We start from the raw sequence: 17,846 nt of genomic DNA, 5'->3' as shown, positions 1-17,846 counted from the left end.
GGCGGTTCCGCCGCCCTCGCGCCGTCTCGTCCGCGGGCGTTCGGGTGCCGGACGGCGCGGATTGGCGTTGGTCAGTGGGACGGTGGCGTCGCGGTCCCCGGCCATGGCGACGATCGCCGCGCCGCCGGTACGGTAGGCGCGGAAGCCTTCCGCCCGCCGGGGGTTCGTCGCGCCCGCTCGACCTTCAACGGTCCAGCGGGGAGGCGCGCGGGCGCGCCCGGACGCGCGGCGTCTGGACGCGCGGCGTCTGGATGATCGTCGGCACGCCTCCGCGAGCGGGAGGCGATGCGGTCAGGGCCGCAGGTAGTGGCAGGTGTACCCGTTGGGGTGCTTCTGCAGGTAGTCCTGGTGGTAGCCCTCGGCGGGCCACCACGCCGACGCGGCGACGATCTCGGTGACGACCGGGTTCTTCCACTTGCCCGAGGCGTCGACGCGCTGCTTGACCGCCTCGGCCGTCTGCCGTTGCGCCTCCGAGGTGTAGAAGATGGCCGAGCGGTACTGGGTGCCGACGTCGTTGCCCTGGCGGTTGAGCGTCGTCGGGTCGTGCATGCGGAAGAACCACTGCTCGAGCAGCGTCTCGTACGACAGCACCGCGGGGTCGAACGTGACCTTCACCGCTTCGGCGTGGCCGGACTTCGAGTCGTGGGTGTCCTCGTACGTCGGGTGCTCGAGCCAGCCGCCGGTGTAGCCGACCTCCGTCTCCAGCACGCCGGGGATCTTGCGCAGGATGTCCTCCATGCCCCAGAAGCAGCCGCCGGCGAGGATCGCCACCTCCCGGTGCGCGCTTTGCTCGCTCGCCGCCGGCGTCGTCGCCGCGCCCGGCGCGGCGGCGAACTGCGCCGCGTACTGGCCGTAGCCCTCCTCGGCCAGCTTCGACGCCGGGATGAAGCGCAACGACGCCGAGTTGATGCAGTAGCGCCGGCCGCCGGCATCCCGCGGGCCGTCGTCGAACACGTGCCCGAGGTGCGAGTCGCCGTGCTTGCTGCGCACCTCGACGCGCACCATGCCGTGCGAGCGGTCGCTGGTCTCGACGACGTTGGGCTCGAGCGGCTTGGTGAAGCTGGGCCAACCGGAGCCGGAATCGAACTTGTCGCGCGAGGAGAACAGCGGCTCGCCGGTGACCACGTCGACGTAGATGCCGGGCTCGTGGTTGTCCCAGTAGGCGTTGTGGAACGGCGGCTCGGTGCCGCACTCCTGCGTCACCCGGTACTGCTCGGGGGTGAGCGTCTGCTTCAGCTCCTCGGCGTTCGGCTTCTTGAAGCTCACCTGGGGCTCCTTTCCCGTTGCCGGAGTGGACGTGCCGTCCGGCGCCTGCGCGCGCGCGAGGGCTGCCAGAGCGAGTGCGACGGCGACGACGCCAACGGACGACCAACGGCGCGGCAAGCGACCTCCACGCGGACGATCGGAAGCTACCCGCGTCCGCGGGAGGCGGCAAGGTGGTGCCTGCGGCGACCGGCGCCTACCTCTACCGTGATCGAGGTTCTGAGCGGGAGAGAGGGCGCGCGGCACCGTGCAACGCGAACGGCCGCACGGCCTGCGGATTTTGTCCGCCGAGTGTCCGGCGTCTCGACCCGGCGCCGGCGCGCCCGGCCCGCACTACGACGCCAACGGCCTCATCATCTGAATGGCCTCGGGGAGACTCGAACTCCCACGCCCTTGCGGACAGCAGATTTTGAGTCTGCCGTGTCTGCCAATTCCACCACGAGGCCGTGCGGGTGGGCGGTGCGGTCGGGTTACGGCGGCGGCTGGTCCTGGCGCAGGAAGCTGTCGAGCGGCTGCTTGGCTTCCGTGTTCTTGACGGTCTGTTGATAGCGGACCTTGGCGGCCGCCTCGCGCGCCAGGCGCTTGAGGGTCGGGTGTGCCTCCTCGCCGGCGAGCTTGTCGAGGAACTCGAGCGTGCTCGGGTCGGCGATGTCGCCGAGCGCGAAGATGGCGGTGCCGCGGGTGGCGTGGTCGGTGTCGCGGCCGAGGAACTCGACGATGGACACGGCGGCGCGCTGGTCGCCGATCTTGCCGAGGGCGGCGAGGATGCGCTGCTGGACCTCCGGGCTGGTGCCGCGCAGGAAGAGCATCTGCACCAGCACCGGCGTCGCGTCGGCGGCGCGGGCGGTGCCGCAGGCGTCGATCGCTTTCGCCTTCACCCGCATGTCGGAATCGCCGAGCGCCTGCACGAGGTAGGGGACCGCCGCGGGGTCGGTCGAATCGGCGAGCGAGCGCACGCCCTCCAGGCGTTCGAGCGGGTCGTCGCTGTTCATCTTGCGCGCCCACTCCTCGACGCCGGCGCCCTTGGTCTGCTTGTCGTACCGCTGCTTCACCTGATCGGCGGAGATCTGCGCCGGCGCCGGCGCGGCGAGCAGCAGGACGACGACGGCGAGGGCAGCGGCCAGCGGAGGGGGGATGTGGCGACGCATGGGGTTCACGTGCGGGAGGCGGGGGAGACTTTCAACGCGCGGTCCCGGTGTCCGGAGGTCATGGTTCCGCTCGCGCCGCGCGTCAACTGGCGCGGTGCGCCCAGGGGCGGCGCGCGCCCGCGGGCTTGACGCGTACCATCACCCAGTCGGCCATCGGGAACACTTCGTACTCGGGCACGTCGTCGCCGGCGATGTCGAGCACGACCTGCAGCATCCCCGTCTGGCGGGCGAGCTGCACCTGGGTGATCAGGTCGTCGCCGCTCGGATAGCTCTCGGGCGCGGTGGCGCTGCCGGTCGGGCCGGCGATGTTGAGCACGATGCGCGGCGGCGCCGCCTCGCTGCTGTGGGTGACGCCGGTCGGCAGGCGCGACAGCTTGAGGAAGACGCCGCGGAAGCCGCCCTCGCCGCTGACCACGTCGAACTCGCGCACGTCGAGCGGGATGTTCTCGCCCAGCGCCGCGGGGAGCGCCGAGGGCTCGCCGGCGAGATCCCTCGAGGCCTTGTGGGACGCGCAGCCGGCCAACGCGAGCACGGCCAGCGCGCCGACGGCAGCAGCGCGGAAAGGACCCATCACCCAAGCGGATACAGGAGCGCGACGGCGGCGGCAACTCTGACGGCGGACAGGCGCGCCGCGCGCTGGGCGAAAACTTGACTCCCCCCAGACCCGCCGATACAAACCCAAGATTGTTCGCCACGGATCAGCGTTGAAAAAAGCGGAGGTAGCGATGCGTAGGGCTGCTGCGGCGGTGGGGGCGGTCTTGCTGGGCGCGCTTGCGTGCAGCACCCAGGAGTCGTCGAACACGCCGCCACCCGCGGCCGAGGCGCCGGCGCAGCGCGTCGTCGGCATGTACACGCCGACGCCGCTCGCCGGCAGCGAGGGCGCGCCGCCCACCCTGGCGGTGCGCCCGGTCGCCGACGAGAAGGCCGCCGCCGCGGCGAAGAGATCGGGCAAGGACATCGGGCCGGTGGTCACCTACGCCGGCATCGCCCGCGCCGACGGGCGCGGCGTCGAGGCCGACGGCAAGACGGCCGACGGCACGCCGATCTATCGCCATCCCGTCGGCTCCGGCTTCATGATCGTCATCGAGGGCAGGCCGGGCATCAACAAGGTCGAGAACGGGCGCAGCATCTACCGCTACAGCCCCGACGATCCGAGCCAGCGACCGGACCTGGAGATCGAGGTGACGCGGGCGCTCGGCGACGGCAGCCTCGCCGTGTGCGATGCGCGCCGGCCGAACATCGGCGGCGTGCCCGGCATCGACCCGCCGAGCTTCGCGGAGACGCCGAAGGTGAGCGCCGCGATCAACGACCTCTCCTGCCGCTTCGAGACCTTCATCGAGTCGAACGCCTCCTGCACCGTGAACCAGTACGGCGACTTCGAGTTCCTGCGGAAGGATTCGAAGGTGCAGTTCTGCATGGTGGTGGCGCGCTCCTGGCAGTTTCCCCAAGGCGACACGCTGGTGAGCGTCCGCCTGCGCGATACCGACGGCAACCCCGGGCCGGTGAGCCGCTTCGTCCTCCGCTACCAGCCGCTCCCGTCGCCGGCCAAGAAGGCGGCGACCCCGGTGCCCACCGCAACCCCAGCGAGGCGACGTCCATGATCAGACTTCCGCGCTCACTCGTCCTCGTCGCATTCGCCACGGCCGTCAGCGGCTGCGGCGGGTGCAATGACAACAAGGCGCCCTCCGCCCCGGCCCAGCCCGCGGCCACCGCCGCGGCGCCGGCCCCGGCGGCCGCCGAGCCGGGCGAGGAGCCGAAGGCCGCCGCGCCCGGCGGCGCCGACTCGGAGGTCGACTGCTTCGTCATCGTCGATGCCGAGCCGGATTTCGGCGCCCCGCCGCTCACCGTCAACTTCATCACCGAGATCGACTGCACCGGTCAGCCGGTGACCTACAGTTGGGATTTCGGTGACGGCACCAAGGGCGGCAACGATCCGAAGCCGGTCCACACCTATGCCAAGGCGGGCGACTACGTCGCGACCGTGACGGTCACCGCGCCGGACGGCGGCACCGGTTCGGACGAGATCGACATCACGGTCGATTCCGACCTCTCGGAGTGACATCGCGCCGCGCGGCGCCGGCCGCGCGGCGCCGGTTCCATAAAGCGTCGAGGCGGCGCATCTTGGCGAGCGGACGCCAAGCCATGATGTCGCGCCTGCTCCGGTCGCTCTCGCTCCTCCTGCTCGCCCTGGCGGCGCCCGCCGCGGCGCAGCCATTTCGCGATGCGAACTGCGACGGTGTGGTCGACGAACGCGACCGCGCCAGCCTGGTCCGCCTGCTGTTCGCCCCGACGCGCAGCACCTGCCAGTCCGCCGACGTCAATCGCGACGGGGTGCCCAACGCCGCCGACCTGATCGCCTTCGCGCGCGGTCCGGCGGTGACGTTCATCGGCATCGCCAGCCCGGACGGCCGTCCCGCCCCCTTGCTGGGCACGCTGCCCGACGGCACGCCGGTCTACTTCCGCAACGCCGGCTTCGGATTCCTCGTCGTCGTCGAGGGCGGCACGCCGCCGAGCGGCGCGCCGATCGGCCTCAGCGTCGTCGACGCGGTCGCCGGTGATCCCAGACACCGGCCCGATCTGCAGGTCATCGCCGACCGCCAACTCGGCAACGGCAGCCGCGAGATCTGCGACGAGTTCGGCGTCCCCGCCAATCCCTCGCTCGACTTCTCGCCGCTCACCCAGCCGCTCGCCGACAGCATCAACGATCTGTCGTGTCGCTTCGATGTCGCGACCCGCCCCAATGCGGCCTGCACCCAGAACGCCTTCGGCCAGCTCGGCTTCGTGACGAGCGCCACCCGCGCCCAGTTCTGCCTCGCCGTCACCTCGGGCATGGCCTTCCCGAGCGGCGACACGCTGCTCGCCGTCCAGCTCCGCGACCAGTCCCGCCTCGTCGGGCCGGTGCAGAAGGTGATGCTGCGGGTGGAGAGCGGACCCTTCCCGCCAACCTTCACGCCGGTGCCGCCCACCGCCACGCCGACCGCGACCGACACCCCGTCGCCCACCGCCACCGCCAGCGTCACCCGCACCGCCAGCAGCACGCCGACGGCGACCCTCACCCGCACCCGCACCCGCAGCGCGACGCCAACCCGCACCACCACCGCGACCCCGGTGCCCTCGTTCACCGCCACCCGTTCGGTGACGCCGACGCCAGCGCTCACCGCCACCCGCACCCGCACCACCACCGCCGGCGCCACCAGCACGCCGACCACCGCCGCGACGCCGACCCGCACCCGCACCGGTCCGTCGGCCACCGCCACTGCCACCGCCACCCGCACCGCCAGCGGCGGCGCGACCGCCACCCGCACCGCCAGCGGCGCGGCGACGCCGACCCGCACCGCGACCGCGCCGACGCCGACGCGGACCCGCACCACGACGCCGAACGGCACCCCGACCCGCACCGGCACTCCGACGCGGAGCGCCACCATCACGCCGCCGCCGCCGGCGACGGCGACCGTCACCCGCACCCGCACGATCTCGCCGACGCCGACCCCGACCAGCAACGCCCGCGGACCGGAGATCACCTTCTTCGGCCTCACCCGCGCCGACGACATCCGCATGCAGCCGGCCGGGGTGGAGAACGGCGTGACGGTCTACCAGCCGGCGTTCGGCTTCGCCTTCTCGCTGGTCATCGAGGCCAAGCCCGGCCCGTCGCGCGCCCGCGTCGGCGGCTCCACCTACCTCGACGGCGGCTCGCCCGACCTGCAGATCCAGGTGACGCGGCCGCTCGGCAATGGCAGCACCTTCGTCTGCGACGACGCGCCGCCGAACCTCGGCGGCGTGCCGGCGATCAACCCGCCGAGCTTCGCCGACACGGCGGCGAACACCGACCGGCTCAACGACCTCGGCTGCCGCTTCATCGACGGCGGCGGCAACAAGGTGGGCCGTCAGTGCGGCGACAGCACCGCCTGCGTCCTCGGCGATGATGGCATCTTCGGCTGCGCCAGCAGCGACGCGACGATCCAGTTCTGCGGCTTCGTCGGCCAGGCGCTGACCTTCCCCCGCGGCGACACGCTGGTCACCGCCCGGGTGCGCGACGTGCAGGGCAACCTCGGCGCGCCGCGGCAGATGCTGATCCGCGTCCGCTGAGACGCCGGTCGGGCGGTGGCCGCGGCGCCGGCTTCAGTGCACCGTCGGCAGTCGGGTCGCGCCGCGCGCCGCGAGCTGCTCGAGGACGCCGCGGGCGATGGTGACGAACGCCTCGGCCTCCGGGCTCGACGGGGCGTCGACGACCACCGGGGCGCCGCGGTCCATGCCCTCGCGAATGAGCCGCACCAGCGGGATCTCGCCGAGGAAGGGGATGTGCAGCGTCTCGGCCATGCGCCGGCCGCCGCCGTGACCGAAGATCTCGGCCCGCGCGCCGCAGCCGCCACACACATGGTAGCTCATGTTCTCCACCACCCCGAGCACCGGCGCGTTCACCTGGGCGAACATGGCGATGCCGCGTTGGACGTCGAGCAGGGCGACGTCCTGCGGCGTGGTGACGATCACCCCGCCCGCCAGCGGCGCCTGCTGCGTGATCGTCAACTGGGCGTCGCCGGTGCCGGGCGGCAGGTCGAGCACCAGCACGTCGAGCTCGCCCCATTCGACCTCGTAGAGAAACTGCGTCAGCAGCTTGGTGATCATCGGCCCACGCCAGATCACCGGCTGTCCCGGCTGGATGAACGAGCCGAGCGAGATCGCCTTCAGCCCGTGCCGTTCGAGCGGCACGATGCGCTCGCGCTCGCTGCTGCGCGGCCGCTCGTCGAGGCCGAGCATCAGCGGCACGCTCGGGCCGTACACGTCGGCGTCGAGCAGGCCCACCCGCTTGCCCAGCGTCCGGAGGGCGAGCGCGAGATTGACCGCCACCGTCGACTTGCCGACGCCACCCTTGCCGCTGGCCACCGCGATGACCTGCGCCACGCCGGGAATCCCCGGGGCGCGCGCCGGCGCCGCCGGCTTCGGCTTCTCCGGCTCCTGGATGACGATCTCGATGGCGCCGCTGCCCGTCATCGCCCGCACCCGGTCGCGCACCGCGCGCGAGATCTCGTCCACCGCGTCGGCCTTGGCGTTGCCGATGGCGAGGGTGACGGTGACGCCGGCGCTGCCGATCTCGATGTCGCGCACGATGCCGAACGAGACGATGTCGCGCGAGTACCCGGGGTATTTGACCTGCTTCAGGTCCTCGAGGATCTCCTGCGGCGTCGGCATCACCCGGACCCTATCGAGTGTCCGGGGGCGTGGCGAGAGGGGTGGACGCGGTGTAGGACCTGCGCATGACCCCTCCCGTCCGCTTCGGGTTGTTCGTGCCGCAGGGCGACGCCGCGCCGGCGACCCTGCGCGCCATCGCCCACGCCGCCGAGCGCGTCGGCCTGCACTCCCTCTGGGTCTACGACCATCTCGACGACTACCCCTCGCCGGAGCAGCCCGAGGTGCTGGAGGCCTTCACGCTGCTCGGCCTGCTGGCCGGGTGGACGGAGCGCATCCGCCTCGGCTCGCTGGTGCTCTGCGACGGCTACCGCAACCCGGCGCTGACCGCGAAGATGGCGGCGTCGCTCGACGTGCTGTCGGGCGGCCGCCTCGAGCTCGGCTACGGCGCCGGCTGGCACGAGTCGGAGACTCGCGCCTACGGCTACGAGTTCCCGCCGGCCGCGGTGCGCATCGCCCGCATGGAGGAGGGGCTGACCATCATCCGCGGCCTGTGGAGCGGCGAACCGACGACCGTCGCCGGCGCGCACCACCGGATCGCGGCGGCGAAGTGCCGGCCGCGTCCGCTGCAGCGCCCGCACCCACCGATCACCATCGGCGGCGGCGGCGAGAAGCTGCTGCTGCGCGCCGTGGCGCGCCACGCGGACATCTGGAACTACTTCCCGATCCCGCTCCCGGCCTACGAGCACAAGCGCGCCGTGCTGCACGCCCACTGCGCCGCCATCGGCCGCGATCCGGCCAGCCTCGACCAGTCGCTGATGGTGCCGCTGGTGACGGCGCGGCGCGAGAAGGAGGTGCGCGATCAGCTCGAAGCGGCGCGCCGGCGCGGCGGCACCTTCGCCTACGACGACCAGCTCGTGCAGGGGACCCCCGACATCGTCGTGCCCCGCCTGCGCGACTACGTGCGCCGCGGCGTCACGCTCTTCATCCTGGTGCTGCCCGACCCGACGGATCTGGCGCAGATCGACTTCGTCGCCCGCGAGATCGCCGCCGAGTTGGCATAGACGCGGCGGCGGCCGCGTGGCCACGCCCGCGGGCTTCCATTTCCGCGCCGGCGGCGGTCTGATACACGCACGCGGCGCACGCGAGTTGGGGGGTCGTCCGATCATGGGGTTTCTGCGGCAGTCCGTCGTCCACGCCTTCGTCGTCGTGCTCGCCGCGTCGACGCCGGCCCTCGCCGGGCTCGCCACCTGCGCCGGCGACTGCGACGGCGATCAGCGGGTGACCGTCGATGAGCTGGTGCGCGGCGTGAACATCGCCCTCGGCCAGCAGGCGCCGGAGAGTTGTTCAGCGTTCGATCGCAACGGCGACGGCCAGGTGACCGTCGACGAGCTGCTGGCCGCCGTCGCCGCGGCGATCGGCGGCTGCTCCGCGACCATACCGCCGTCCGCGACGATGGCGGCGACGGCGCCTCCGACGCTCACCGCTACCGTCGCGGCGACGGCGCTCGACAGCGCGACGCCGTCGCCGAGCGCGACGCCGACCGACAGCGCAGTGCCGACGGCGACGGTCGAACCGACCGATACGGCGACACCGACGGCGAGCGCCACCGCGACGGCGGCCGACAGCGCGACGCCGACTCACAGCGCAGTGCCGACTCACAGCGCGACGCCGACGGCGACGGTCGCGCCAACCGACACGGCGATGCCGACGGCGAGCGCCACCGCGACGGCGGCCGACAGCGCGACGCCGGCGCCGAGCACGACGCCGACCGACAGCGCGGTGCCGACGGCGACGGTCGCGCCCACCGACACGGCGACAGCGACGGCGAGCGCCACCGCGACGGCGGCCGACAGCGCGACGCCGACACCGAGCGCGACGCCGACCGACAGCGCGGTGCCGACGGCGACGCTCGCGCCCACCGACGCGGCGACAGCGACGGCGAGCGCCACCGCGACGGCGGCCGACAGCGCGACGCCGGCGCCGAGCGCGACGCCGACCGACAGCGCGGTGCCGACGGCGACGCTCGCGCCCACCGACACCGCGACGCCGACGGCGAGCGAGACTGCGACACCGTCAGCCACCGCGACGCCAACGCCCTCGATCGCCGTCAGCGATCTCAGCGCGGTCATCGACGGCGATACGGTGCGCATGGCATGGACCAATCCCGATCCCGCCGGCGCCTACACGCAGGCCCTGGTGCTGCGCCGCCTCAATGCGCCGGTGGGCGGACCGGAGGATCCGGACGCGACCCCCGTCTTCTTCGGTAGTGCCGCGATCGCCACCCATCCGCTGGCCGATCTGCTGCCGACCACGGAGGGGCATGCGCGCGTCTACCACTATGCGGTGTTTCCGTGCACGCCGCTCGGCGACTGCCTCGGCGAGCCGGCCACCGCGATGCTCAGTCCGACCATCGTCGAGGTCCTGCGCGCCGGCGGCTACGTCATCTTCTGGCGCCACGCCAGCGCCTTCACGTGCCAGGATCGCACCGACTACGGCCCCGCCGCCACCACCCTGTTCCCCGATTGGTGGAAGAGCTGCGACGCCACCTGCACGATGGTCGCCGTGACCGCGACCGCACGACAGCTCTCCGACACCGGCCGCGGCGAGGCGACGGCGATCGGCGCCGCCTTCGCCGAGCGCGGCATCCCGGTCGGCCGCGTCCTGTCGAGCGAATTCTGCCGCGCCCGCCAGACCGCCGAGCTCATGGACTTCGGGCCGCCGATCGAGACCCGGGAGGCGCTCACGTACTTCGTCCACGACGAGGCCAATCGCTGCGCCGACACCTTCACGCTGCTGATGGAACCGCCACCCCCGGGCACCAACACGGCGCTCATCGGCCACGCCGGCAACACCTGCCCGCCGCTCAGCTCGCTGTCGATGGCGGGTGCCGTCATCTACAAGCCGAACGGAGACGGCGCGCCTGTCTTCATCGACGCGGTGACCTGGGATCAGTGGGCCGCGCTTCCCTGAACCCGGCGCCTTGCGTCGTCGCGCCGGGGGGCGTGCGGGGGAAGGGAGCGGTCAGCGGAACGGATCGCAGCGTTGCGCCAGCCCGAGGGGAAACTCGAAGGCCGTGCCGGCATCACACGTCCCGTCGCAGAAGTTCTCCACCGCGCCGTGCGGCCTGAGGAAGGCGCCCACCTGGGCGAGCGAGGCAGGGATCGACGGGCGGCGCTCGCCGTGCGGATCGCAGCGGTTCGACGCCGGGATGAGATTGGCGAGCGGCGGAATGAACGGTCCCGGCATGGAGAGCTGGAAGGAGCCCGTATCGTACATCACGTAGGCGGACTCGAGCGGACCGGGGCGGTCCTCGATCTGCGGCAGGTCGGACACCAGCGAACCGGGCACGAGGTTCGGGAGGCCCAGGGTGCGCACCGTGATCTCGGTGCCGTGGTTGGTCACCTGCTGGTCCAGCCAGGCGGCCGTCATCAGGATGCGCTTCGGCGCCGTGCCCGGCAGCAGGTCGCGGGTGATGTGGGTCGCGTACCCGGCCGACTCGCCGCGCACCCAGAGCTCGTGCATCAGGCCGATGGTGAGCGCCTGCTGCATCGGGTCGGTGATGCCCGAGTACGCGAAGGCGGCGTCGAAGAGCGATGCGTCGGTGGAGCGCTGCAGGAGCAGCGAGAAATTGATCGATCCCTCGTCGATCGCGGCGGCGGCGACGTCGGGCGACAGCGCCGCGTGCATCAGCCCCATGATGCCGCCGAGGCTGATGCCGTAGTAGTACATGTCGGCGTCCGGTCCGGCGAGCACGCCGACACCCGACGGCGTCTGGAACCTCGGGTCGCGGTTGAACGCCGCGTCCTTCAGCATGCGGCCGAGCACCAGGGCGTTGAGCTGGCCCTGGCGCAGCCGGTCGGGCAGCGCGGCGATCGAGTCGAGCTGCGTCATGACCGTGGCGAGGAAGGGGAGGTCGCGTTGCGACAAGCCGCTCCAATCCGTGGCGCCGGCGATCAGCTCGATCGGCTCGAGGCCGTGTAGGGCGGTGAGGGGACCGACCGCGGCGGTGACCAGGGGGACGATCTCGCCGCCGGTCATGAAGAGGCCGTGGCCGAGCACCGCCGGAGCGAGTGGCCGGCCGCCGCCGTACAGGCTGTCGTGGACGCCGCGCAGCACCTCATCGACGGTGACCGAGCCGCTGGCGTCGACGTCGAAGGCGGGACACTCCGCCGCCGCGGTGCCGAGGGCGAGGCCGACGCCCGTCACCAGCTCCGGCACGGTGACGCGCCGGTCGCCGTCGCAATCGCCCACCAGCGCCGTCAGCGCGGCGCACGGGATCGCGATGGTATAGGTCGGGTGCGTGAAGCCGCTGGCCACGGGCTCGCCAGCGGCGTCGCGGGTGAGATAGCCGACCGCGTCGGGTTCGGCGGCTGGATCGTGGGTGAGGAAGAGCGGCACCTGATAGGTGCCCTGGATCTGCCGCCAGACGAAGCTCGACGGCCGCGCGCAGTCGTTCTCGGTGATCTGATCGACGGTGAAGGTCTGCTCGCCCCGCGCCAGCGCGTCCGCCAGCCAGGCGAAGGACTGGTCGCGCATGGCCAGCATCGAGTGGGCGAGGCTCCGATCGCTCTGCACGACGAAATCGAAGGCGAGGACGAGGTCGTCGCGCGCCACGCCCGCATCGGCCAAGCGCGCGAACAGGGTCTCGAAGGCGGGGCGGCGCGATTCGATCGCCGGCGCGTCGGTCGGCTGGCCATCGCGCAGCGCCGCGAACGGCGCTTCCGCCGTGACCGCGCTGCCGTCGGCATGGCGCAGCCGGCGCGCCGCGACGATGTAGTGGTGGCCAGGCGTCAGGCTGCGCGCCGGGCGCAGGAAGAGCACCTGGCGGGCCGGATCGGCGGCGCGCGCGTCGGGCTCGATGAAGTGGAGGATTCGTTCGCCGGTGTCGGCGTCCAGCAGCACCGTCGGGCTGTCGACCTCGAGCGAGCGCTGATCGAGGGTGCGAGTCGCCTCGAGCAGCCGCGCGGCGTTCGACCTCGCCGGATCGACCCCACCGGGAAAGTGCATGACTATCTGCACGGTCGGGCTGAAACCGTCGACATCCCGGTACGGCTCCGGCGACAGGGGGACGCCATTCTGCAGCGGCATGCCGGCGGCGGGCAGGGCGAGCCGGTACCCGGTCGGCGTGTCGGCGGGCTCGAGGAAATGCGACGACGGGTACGGGAGCAGACACTCCGCCGCGTTCAGCACCTCGCACGCATCCGCTTGCTCGCCCGCCCCGGCCGCCCGTCCACCCGCAAGCGGTGGCATCGATTGCAGATTGCCCGCGACCCCCGCGTGCGCACCCGCGGCCAGCAGGAACACGAGAGACACCAGCGCGCCTTGCCCACAGCGCCGCGTCGACATCGGTGCGCTGCGATACCGAATCGGCCTGTGTTCGGTCAACCGGCCGCCGTTTCTCCGTCGATCCTCGTTTGGTCTCCCACCGGCGCCCGAGATCGGGCCAGGAGCGGAACACTCGGAGGGGCTCGCTCCCAGTCCTGGGAATGTTCGCGGCGGGCTTCCCAGAGCCGCGACAGCGCGCGCCGCTGTTCAGTCAGAGCGGTCCTCCATTAGCTGGGCACGTTGTCTGCTCCCTCCCACGCGAGTCCCTGCTGATAGTGGCGGCCGACCCGAGATGGCGGCCGCCGGGAAACGGGAGGCAAATGATGAGTGAGGCGCGAGTGGTGCCGGTGCCGTACGACTACCGGGTGGTGCGCCAGTTCGCGATCATGGCCCTGGTCTGGGGAGTGGTCGGGATGCTGGTCGGAGTGATCCTGGCCGCCCAGCTCACCTGGCCGGAGCTCAATCCCGGCATTCCGTGGTTGACCTATTCGCGTCTCCGGCCGCTGCACACCAACGCGGTCATCTTCGCGTTCGGCGGTTCGGCGCTGTTCGCCACCGCCTACTACGTCGTGCAGCGCACCTGCGCCGCCACCCTGTTCCTGCCGCGGCTGGCGGAGTTCACGTTCTGGGGCTGGCAGGCGGTCATCGTCGCGGCGGCGATCACCCTGCCGCTCGGGTACACGACGGCGAAGGAGTACGCCGAGCTCGAGTGGCCGATCGACATCCTGATCGCCGTCGTCTGGGTGTGCTTCGCGGTGGTGTTCTTCGGCACCATCGCCAAGCGGCGCGTCCAGCACATCTACGTCGCCAACTGGTTCTACGGCGCCTTCATCATCACCATCGCGCTGCTGCACATCGTCAACAGCCTGGAGATCCCGGTCGCGCCGCTGAAGTCGTACTCGGTCTTCTCCGGCGCCACCGACGCGATGGTGCAGTGGTGGTACGGCCACAACGCGGTCGGCTTCTTCCTCACCGCCGGCTTCCTGGCGATGATGTACTACTTCGTGCCCAAGCAGGCGGAGCGGCCGATCTACTCGTACCGCCTGTCGGTGGTGCACTTCTGGGCCCTGATCGGCATCTACATGTGGGCCGGGCCGCACCACCTGCACTACAGCGCGCTGCCCGACTGGGCGCAGACGCTGGGCATGGTGTTCTCGATCATCCTCTGGGCGCCGTCGTGGGGCGGCATGATCAACGGCATCATGACGCTCTCCGGCGCCTGGGAGAAGCTGCGCACCGACCCCATCCTGCGCTTCATGATCGTCGCCCTGTCCTTCTACGGCATGTCGACGTTCGAAGGGCCGATGATGTCGATCAAGACCGTCAACGCCCTCAGCCACGACACCGACTGGACCATCGGTCACGTCCACTCCGGCAGCCTCGGCTGGGTGGCCCTGATCACCATGGGCTGCCTCTACTCGCTGATGCCGCGCCTGTACGGCCGCAAGCAGATGTACAGCGTGCCGCTGATCAACACCCACTTCTGGCTCTCCACCATCGGCATCGTCCTCTACATCGCCTCGATGTGGATCGCCGGCCTGATGCAGGGGCTGATGTGGCGCGCGGTGAACGACGACGGGACGCTGACCTACACCTTCATCGAGTCGATCAAGGCGACCTATCCCTACTACGTCGGGCGCCTCGCCGGCGGCACGATCTTCCTGATCGGCATGCTGGTCATGTCCTACAACATGATCCGCACCATCCGCGCCGGCACGGCCGTGGTCGAGACGACGCCCGCGCCGCGCGTCGAGCCGGCGGTGAGCGCCGCCTGAGGGCGGCGCGGGGAGACGCATGATGGCCGCTGTCGAACAGCCACTGGTCGAACGCAACATCGGGATCATGGGGATCCTGATCTTCATCGTCGTCAGCTTCGCGGGGCTGGCCGAGATCGTCCCGTTGCTGGCGGGAACGCAGGTCAACGAGCCGATCGAGGGGGTGCGGCCGCTGGAGCCGCTGGCGCTCGAGGGGCGCGACATCTACATCCGCGACGGCTGTCACGTCTGCCACACGCAGATGATCCGGCCGCTGCGCGCCGAGGTCGAGCGCTACGGCCACTACTCGGTCGCCGGCGAGTCCGTCTACGACCACCCGTTCCTCTTCGGCTCCAAGCGCACCGGGCCGGACCTGGCGCGCGTCGGCGGCCGGTACAGCGACGAGTGGCACCGCATCCACCTCCTCAACCCGCGCGATCTGGTGCCGGAGTCCAACATGCCCGCCTTCCCGTGGCTGGCGACCAACACCGTCGACGCCGATCGCACCGCCGACAAGATGCGCGCCCTGCGCGTCGTCGGCGTGCCCTACACCGATGAACAGATCGACGGCGCCAGGGCCGCCGTCGACGGCCATACCGAGATGGAGGCGCTCATCGCCTACCTGCAGCAGCTCGGCCTGGCGCTGAAGGGGAGGCCGTGACGATGGCCAGCAGCGTGGTGGGTACGATCGCGACGGTGGTGTTGTTCGTCGCGTTCATCGGCCTGTGCATCTGGGCCTTCAGCCCGGGTCAGAAGCGGCGCTGGCAGGAATCGGCCGAGCTGCCGTTCCTCGGGGACGACGACAAGCCGTCCGACCCGTCGTCGCCCGAGCGGAGGCGTTCATGAGCACCGGATTCAGCGTGTGGGTGATCGTCCTCGCCCTCTCGAACATCTTCGCCTGCTTCGGCCTGCTGCTGTGGGCGCGGAGCAAGCGCGTCGCCGGCGCGGCGCAGGAGACCCTCGGCCACGACTACGACGGCATCCAGGAGCTCGACACGCCGCTGCCGCGCTGGTGGCTGTGGATCTTCGTCGGCACCATCCTCTTCTCGCTCGTCTACCTGGTGCTCTATCCCGGGCTCGGCAACTTCCCCGGCCTGCTCGGCTGGACCTCGTCCGGCCAGCTCCGCACCGAGATGGCGCAGGCCGACGCGCAGTATGGGCCGCTCTACGCCGCCTACGCGGCGAAGCCGATCCCCGAGCTGATCGAGGATCCGAAGGCGCTGCAGATGGGGCAGCGGCTGTTCGCCAACAACTGCGCCCAGTGCCATGGCGCCGACGCGCGCGGCGGCGTCGGCTTCCCCAACCTGACCGACAACGACTGGCTGTGGGGCGGCGATCCCGACACCATCGAGACCACCATCATGAACGGCCGCAACGGCGTCATGCCGCCGTTCGCTCCCGCGATCGGCGGCGAGGAGGGCGTGCCGCTGGTGGTCGCCTACGTGCAGAGCCTCAGCGGCATGAAGGTCGATCCCGCCCAGGCCGCCGCCGGCAAGGCGAAGTACGACACCATCTGCATCGCCTGCCACGGTCCGGAGGGGAAGGGGAACCAGGCCCTCGGCGCCCCCAACCTCACCGACGACGTCTGGCTCTTCGGCAACGACTCGGCGACGATCGCCGAGGGGCTCTGGAAGGGGCGCAACAGCGTGATGCCGGCGCACGCCGACCTCCTCGGCGCCCAGAAGGTGCACGTGGTCGCCGCCTACGTCTACAGCCTGTCCCACGCGCGGTGAGGGCGGGCGCGAGAGGATCCACCGCCATGACCACCGCCACCGCCCCGCGCGCCCCCGAGGACCCCCCGGCGCGCCCGGCTGCCGTTCGCGAGGTCCCCCTCTACGCCAAGCGCGAGCACATCTACCAGAAGGAGATCCAGGGGCCGTGGCAGCGCCGCCGCATGGTGGCGCTGTTCATCCTCGCCGGCGTCTTTCTCGCCGGTCCGTGGCTGACCTGGCAGGGGCGGCAGGCGATCTGGTTCGACCTGCCGAGCCGCAAGTTCTATCTGTTCGCCCTCACCTTCTGGCCGCAGGACTTCATCTTCCTCTCCTGGATGCTGATGATCGCGGCCTTCAGCCTGTTCTTCTTCACCGCCATCGCCGGCCGCCTGTGGTGCGGCTACGCCTGCCCGCAGACGGTGTGGACGAAGTTCTTCATGTGGATCGAGTGGCTGGTGGAAGGCGACCGCAACGACCGCATCCGCCTCGACCGCAGCCGCTGGAACGCCGAGAAGGTGCTGCGCAAGGCCGGCAAGCACGCGGCCTGGCTGCTGCTGGCGTGCGTCGTCGCGCTCACCTTCATCGGCTACTTCACGCCCATCCGCGCCCTGCTGCCGCGCCTCGCCGGCGGGCTCAGCGGCTGGGAGGTCTTCTTCGCCGTCTTCTTCACCGCCGCGCTCTATCTCGACGCCGGCTGGATGCGCGAGCAGATCTGCAAGTACGCCTGCCCCTACGCCCGCTTCCAGGGGGCGATGTTCGACACCAACACGCTCACCATCTTCTACGACGCGGCGCGCGGCGAGCCGCGCGGCCACCGCGGCCGCGCCATCGAGGCGCGCGCCGCCGGGCTCGGCGACTGCATCGACTGCGGCCTGTGCGTGCACGTCTGCCCGACCGGCATCGACATCCGCAAGGGCACCCAGTACGAGTGCATCGGCTGCGCCGCCTGCATCGACGCCTGCGACAGCGTCATGGACGAGATGGGCTACGCCAGAGGCCTGGTCCGCTACGCCAGCGAGACCAGCCTGCGCACCGGCCACCTGCGCGTCCTGCGCCCGCGCGTCGTCGCCTATGGCGTGATCCTGGCGCTGATCGCCAGCACCTTCGCCTACGCCCTCAGCCAGCGCGTGCCGCTGCGCGTCGACGTGCTGCACGACCGCGCCCGCCTCTACCGCATGACCAACGACGGGTTGGTCGAGAACACCTACACGCTGAGGATCATGAACCTCGACCAGCAGCCGCACGCCTACTGGATCGTCGCCAGCGGCCCCGAGCACCTCAGCGTCGTGGCGCCGGACGACGTGCGCATCCCGCCGGGCGAGATCGCCGACGTGCCGGTGCGCCTGCAGGCGCCACCCGCCGGGCTGGCGCGGCAGTCGATGGACGTCCGCTTCACGGTCAGCGCCATCGACGCTCCCGACCTGGCGGTGCGCGAGAAGAGCCGCTTCCTCGCCCCCGCCCCGCCGCATCACGACGAGCACGGCGAGCACGAGCACGACCGGCACGAGCACGAGTAG

The 17,846-nt window shown here is 71.4% G+C and carries 15 protein-coding genes and 1 tRNA gene; 10 read left to right on the top strand and 6 right to left on the bottom strand.

The annotated features are described in order from the left end of the window. Nucleotides 1-291: 291 nt before the first annotated feature. From KF840_03400 to KF840_03385, 4 genes are all read right to left on the bottom strand, one after another. Nucleotides 292-1,383: a bifunctional methionine sulfoxide reductase B/A protein gene (locus KF840_03400; protein MBX3023935.1), complete on the bottom strand. Its 1,092-nt coding sequence runs from the start codon at nucleotides 1,381-1,383 to the stop codon at nucleotides 292-294. Nucleotides 1,384-1,625: 242 nt separating this feature from the next. Further along, a tRNA-Leu gene (locus tag KF840_03395) sits at nucleotides 1,626-1,709 on the bottom strand. A 24-nt stretch (nucleotides 1,710-1,733) separates the two neighbouring features. Beyond that, a complete protein-coding gene (locus tag KF840_03390; protein ID MBX3023934.1) occupies nucleotides 1,734-2,411 on the bottom strand; it encodes a HEAT repeat domain-containing protein in 678 nt (225 codons plus the stop codon). Between the two features lie 82 nt (nucleotides 2,412-2,493). After that, nucleotides 2,494-2,982, bottom strand: a complete 489-nt coding sequence (locus KF840_03385) for a hypothetical protein (GenBank protein MBX3023933.1) — start codon at nucleotides 2,980-2,982, stop codon at nucleotides 2,494-2,496. A gap of 154 nt (nucleotides 2,983-3,136) precedes the next feature. Between KF840_03385 and KF840_03380 the strand changes: the two genes are divergently transcribed. The 3 genes from KF840_03380 (at nucleotide 3,137) to KF840_03370 (ending at nucleotide 6,497) form a co-directional block, all read left to right on the top strand. Then, nucleotides 3,137-4,012: a hypothetical protein gene (locus KF840_03380; GenBank protein MBX3023932.1), complete on the top strand. Its 876-nt coding sequence runs from the start codon at nucleotides 3,137-3,139 to the stop codon at nucleotides 4,010-4,012. Next, complete coding sequence (locus tag KF840_03375) at nucleotides 4,009-4,470, top strand: PKD domain-containing protein (protein MBX3023931.1); 462 nt, start codon at nucleotides 4,009-4,011, stop codon at nucleotides 4,468-4,470. The genes KF840_03380 and KF840_03375 overlap by 4 nt, the downstream gene beginning before the upstream one ends. A gap of 86 nt (nucleotides 4,471-4,556) precedes the next feature. After that, nucleotides 4,557-6,497, top strand: a complete 1,941-nt coding sequence (locus tag KF840_03370; GenBank protein MBX3023930.1) for a hypothetical protein — start codon at nucleotides 4,557-4,559, stop codon at nucleotides 6,495-6,497. Between the two features lie 33 nt (nucleotides 6,498-6,530). Here KF840_03370 and KF840_03365 read toward each other — a convergent pair whose 3' ends face one another. After that, nucleotides 6,531-7,598, bottom strand: coding sequence for an Mrp/NBP35 family ATP-binding protein (locus tag KF840_03365; GenBank protein ID MBX3023929.1), 1,068 nt, complete (start codon nucleotides 7,596-7,598; stop codon nucleotides 6,531-6,533). A 65-nt stretch (nucleotides 7,599-7,663) separates the two neighbouring features. Between KF840_03365 and KF840_03360 the strand changes: the two genes are divergently transcribed. Together KF840_03360 and KF840_03355 are read left to right on the top strand one after the other, a co-directional pair. Further along, nucleotides 7,664-8,599: a TIGR03560 family F420-dependent LLM class oxidoreductase gene (locus tag KF840_03360; protein MBX3023928.1), complete on the top strand. Its 936-nt coding sequence runs from the start codon at nucleotides 7,664-7,666 to the stop codon at nucleotides 8,597-8,599. 103 nt (nucleotides 8,600-8,702) lie between these two features. Beyond that, the gene (locus KF840_03355) at nucleotides 8,703-10,508 is read left to right on the top strand and encodes a histidine phosphatase family protein (GenBank protein MBX3023927.1); all 1,806 of its coding nucleotides are present in this window, start codon (nucleotides 8,703-8,705) and stop codon (nucleotides 10,506-10,508) included. Between the two features lie 51 nt (nucleotides 10,509-10,559). On the opposite strand, the gene KF840_03350 is transcribed toward KF840_03355, so the two are convergent. Further along, nucleotides 10,560-12,728 (bottom strand): hypothetical protein, encoded by a 2,169-nt coding sequence (locus tag KF840_03350; GenBank protein MBX3023926.1) that lies wholly within the window; start codon nucleotides 12,726-12,728, stop codon nucleotides 10,560-10,562. 458 nt (nucleotides 12,729-13,186) lie between these two features. On the opposite strand from KF840_03350, the gene ccoN reads away from it, so the two are divergent. From ccoN to ccoG, 5 genes are read left to right on the top strand one after another with little or no spacing between them, the layout of a single operon-like run. Continuing rightward, nucleotides 13,187-14,638 carry a cytochrome-c oxidase, cbb3-type subunit I gene (gene ccoN, locus KF840_03345; GenBank protein MBX3023925.1) on the top strand — a complete coding sequence of 484 codons (1,452 nt, stop codon included), beginning with the start codon at nucleotides 13,187-13,189 and terminating at the stop codon, nucleotides 14,636-14,638. A gap of 22 nt (nucleotides 14,639-14,660) precedes the next feature. After that, a complete protein-coding gene (gene ccoO, locus KF840_03340; GenBank protein ID MBX3023924.1) occupies nucleotides 14,661-15,278 on the top strand; it encodes a cytochrome-c oxidase, cbb3-type subunit II in 618 nt (205 codons plus the stop codon). A gap of 2 nt (nucleotides 15,279-15,280) precedes the next feature. Then, a complete protein-coding gene (locus KF840_03335; protein ID MBX3023923.1) occupies nucleotides 15,281-15,463 on the top strand; it encodes a cbb3-type cytochrome c oxidase subunit 3 in 183 nt (60 codons plus the stop codon). Continuing rightward, nucleotides 15,460-16,350, top strand: coding sequence for a cytochrome-c oxidase, cbb3-type subunit III (gene ccoP, locus KF840_03330; protein MBX3023922.1), 891 nt, complete (start codon nucleotides 15,460-15,462; stop codon nucleotides 16,348-16,350). Before KF840_03335 ends, ccoP begins: the two co-directional genes overlap by 4 nt. Before the next feature lie 26 nt (nucleotides 16,351-16,376). Continuing rightward, the gene (gene ccoG, locus KF840_03325; protein MBX3023921.1) at nucleotides 16,377-17,846 is read left to right on the top strand and encodes a cytochrome c oxidase accessory protein CcoG; all 1,470 of its coding nucleotides are present in this window, start codon (nucleotides 16,377-16,379) and stop codon (nucleotides 17,844-17,846) included.

The organism is bacterium, from assembly GCA_019637795.1.
Lineage (GTDB): Bacteria > Desulfobacterota > Binatia > HRBIN30 > CADEER01 > JAHBUY01.
This window is presented reverse-complemented; position numbering and strand designations above follow the sequence as displayed.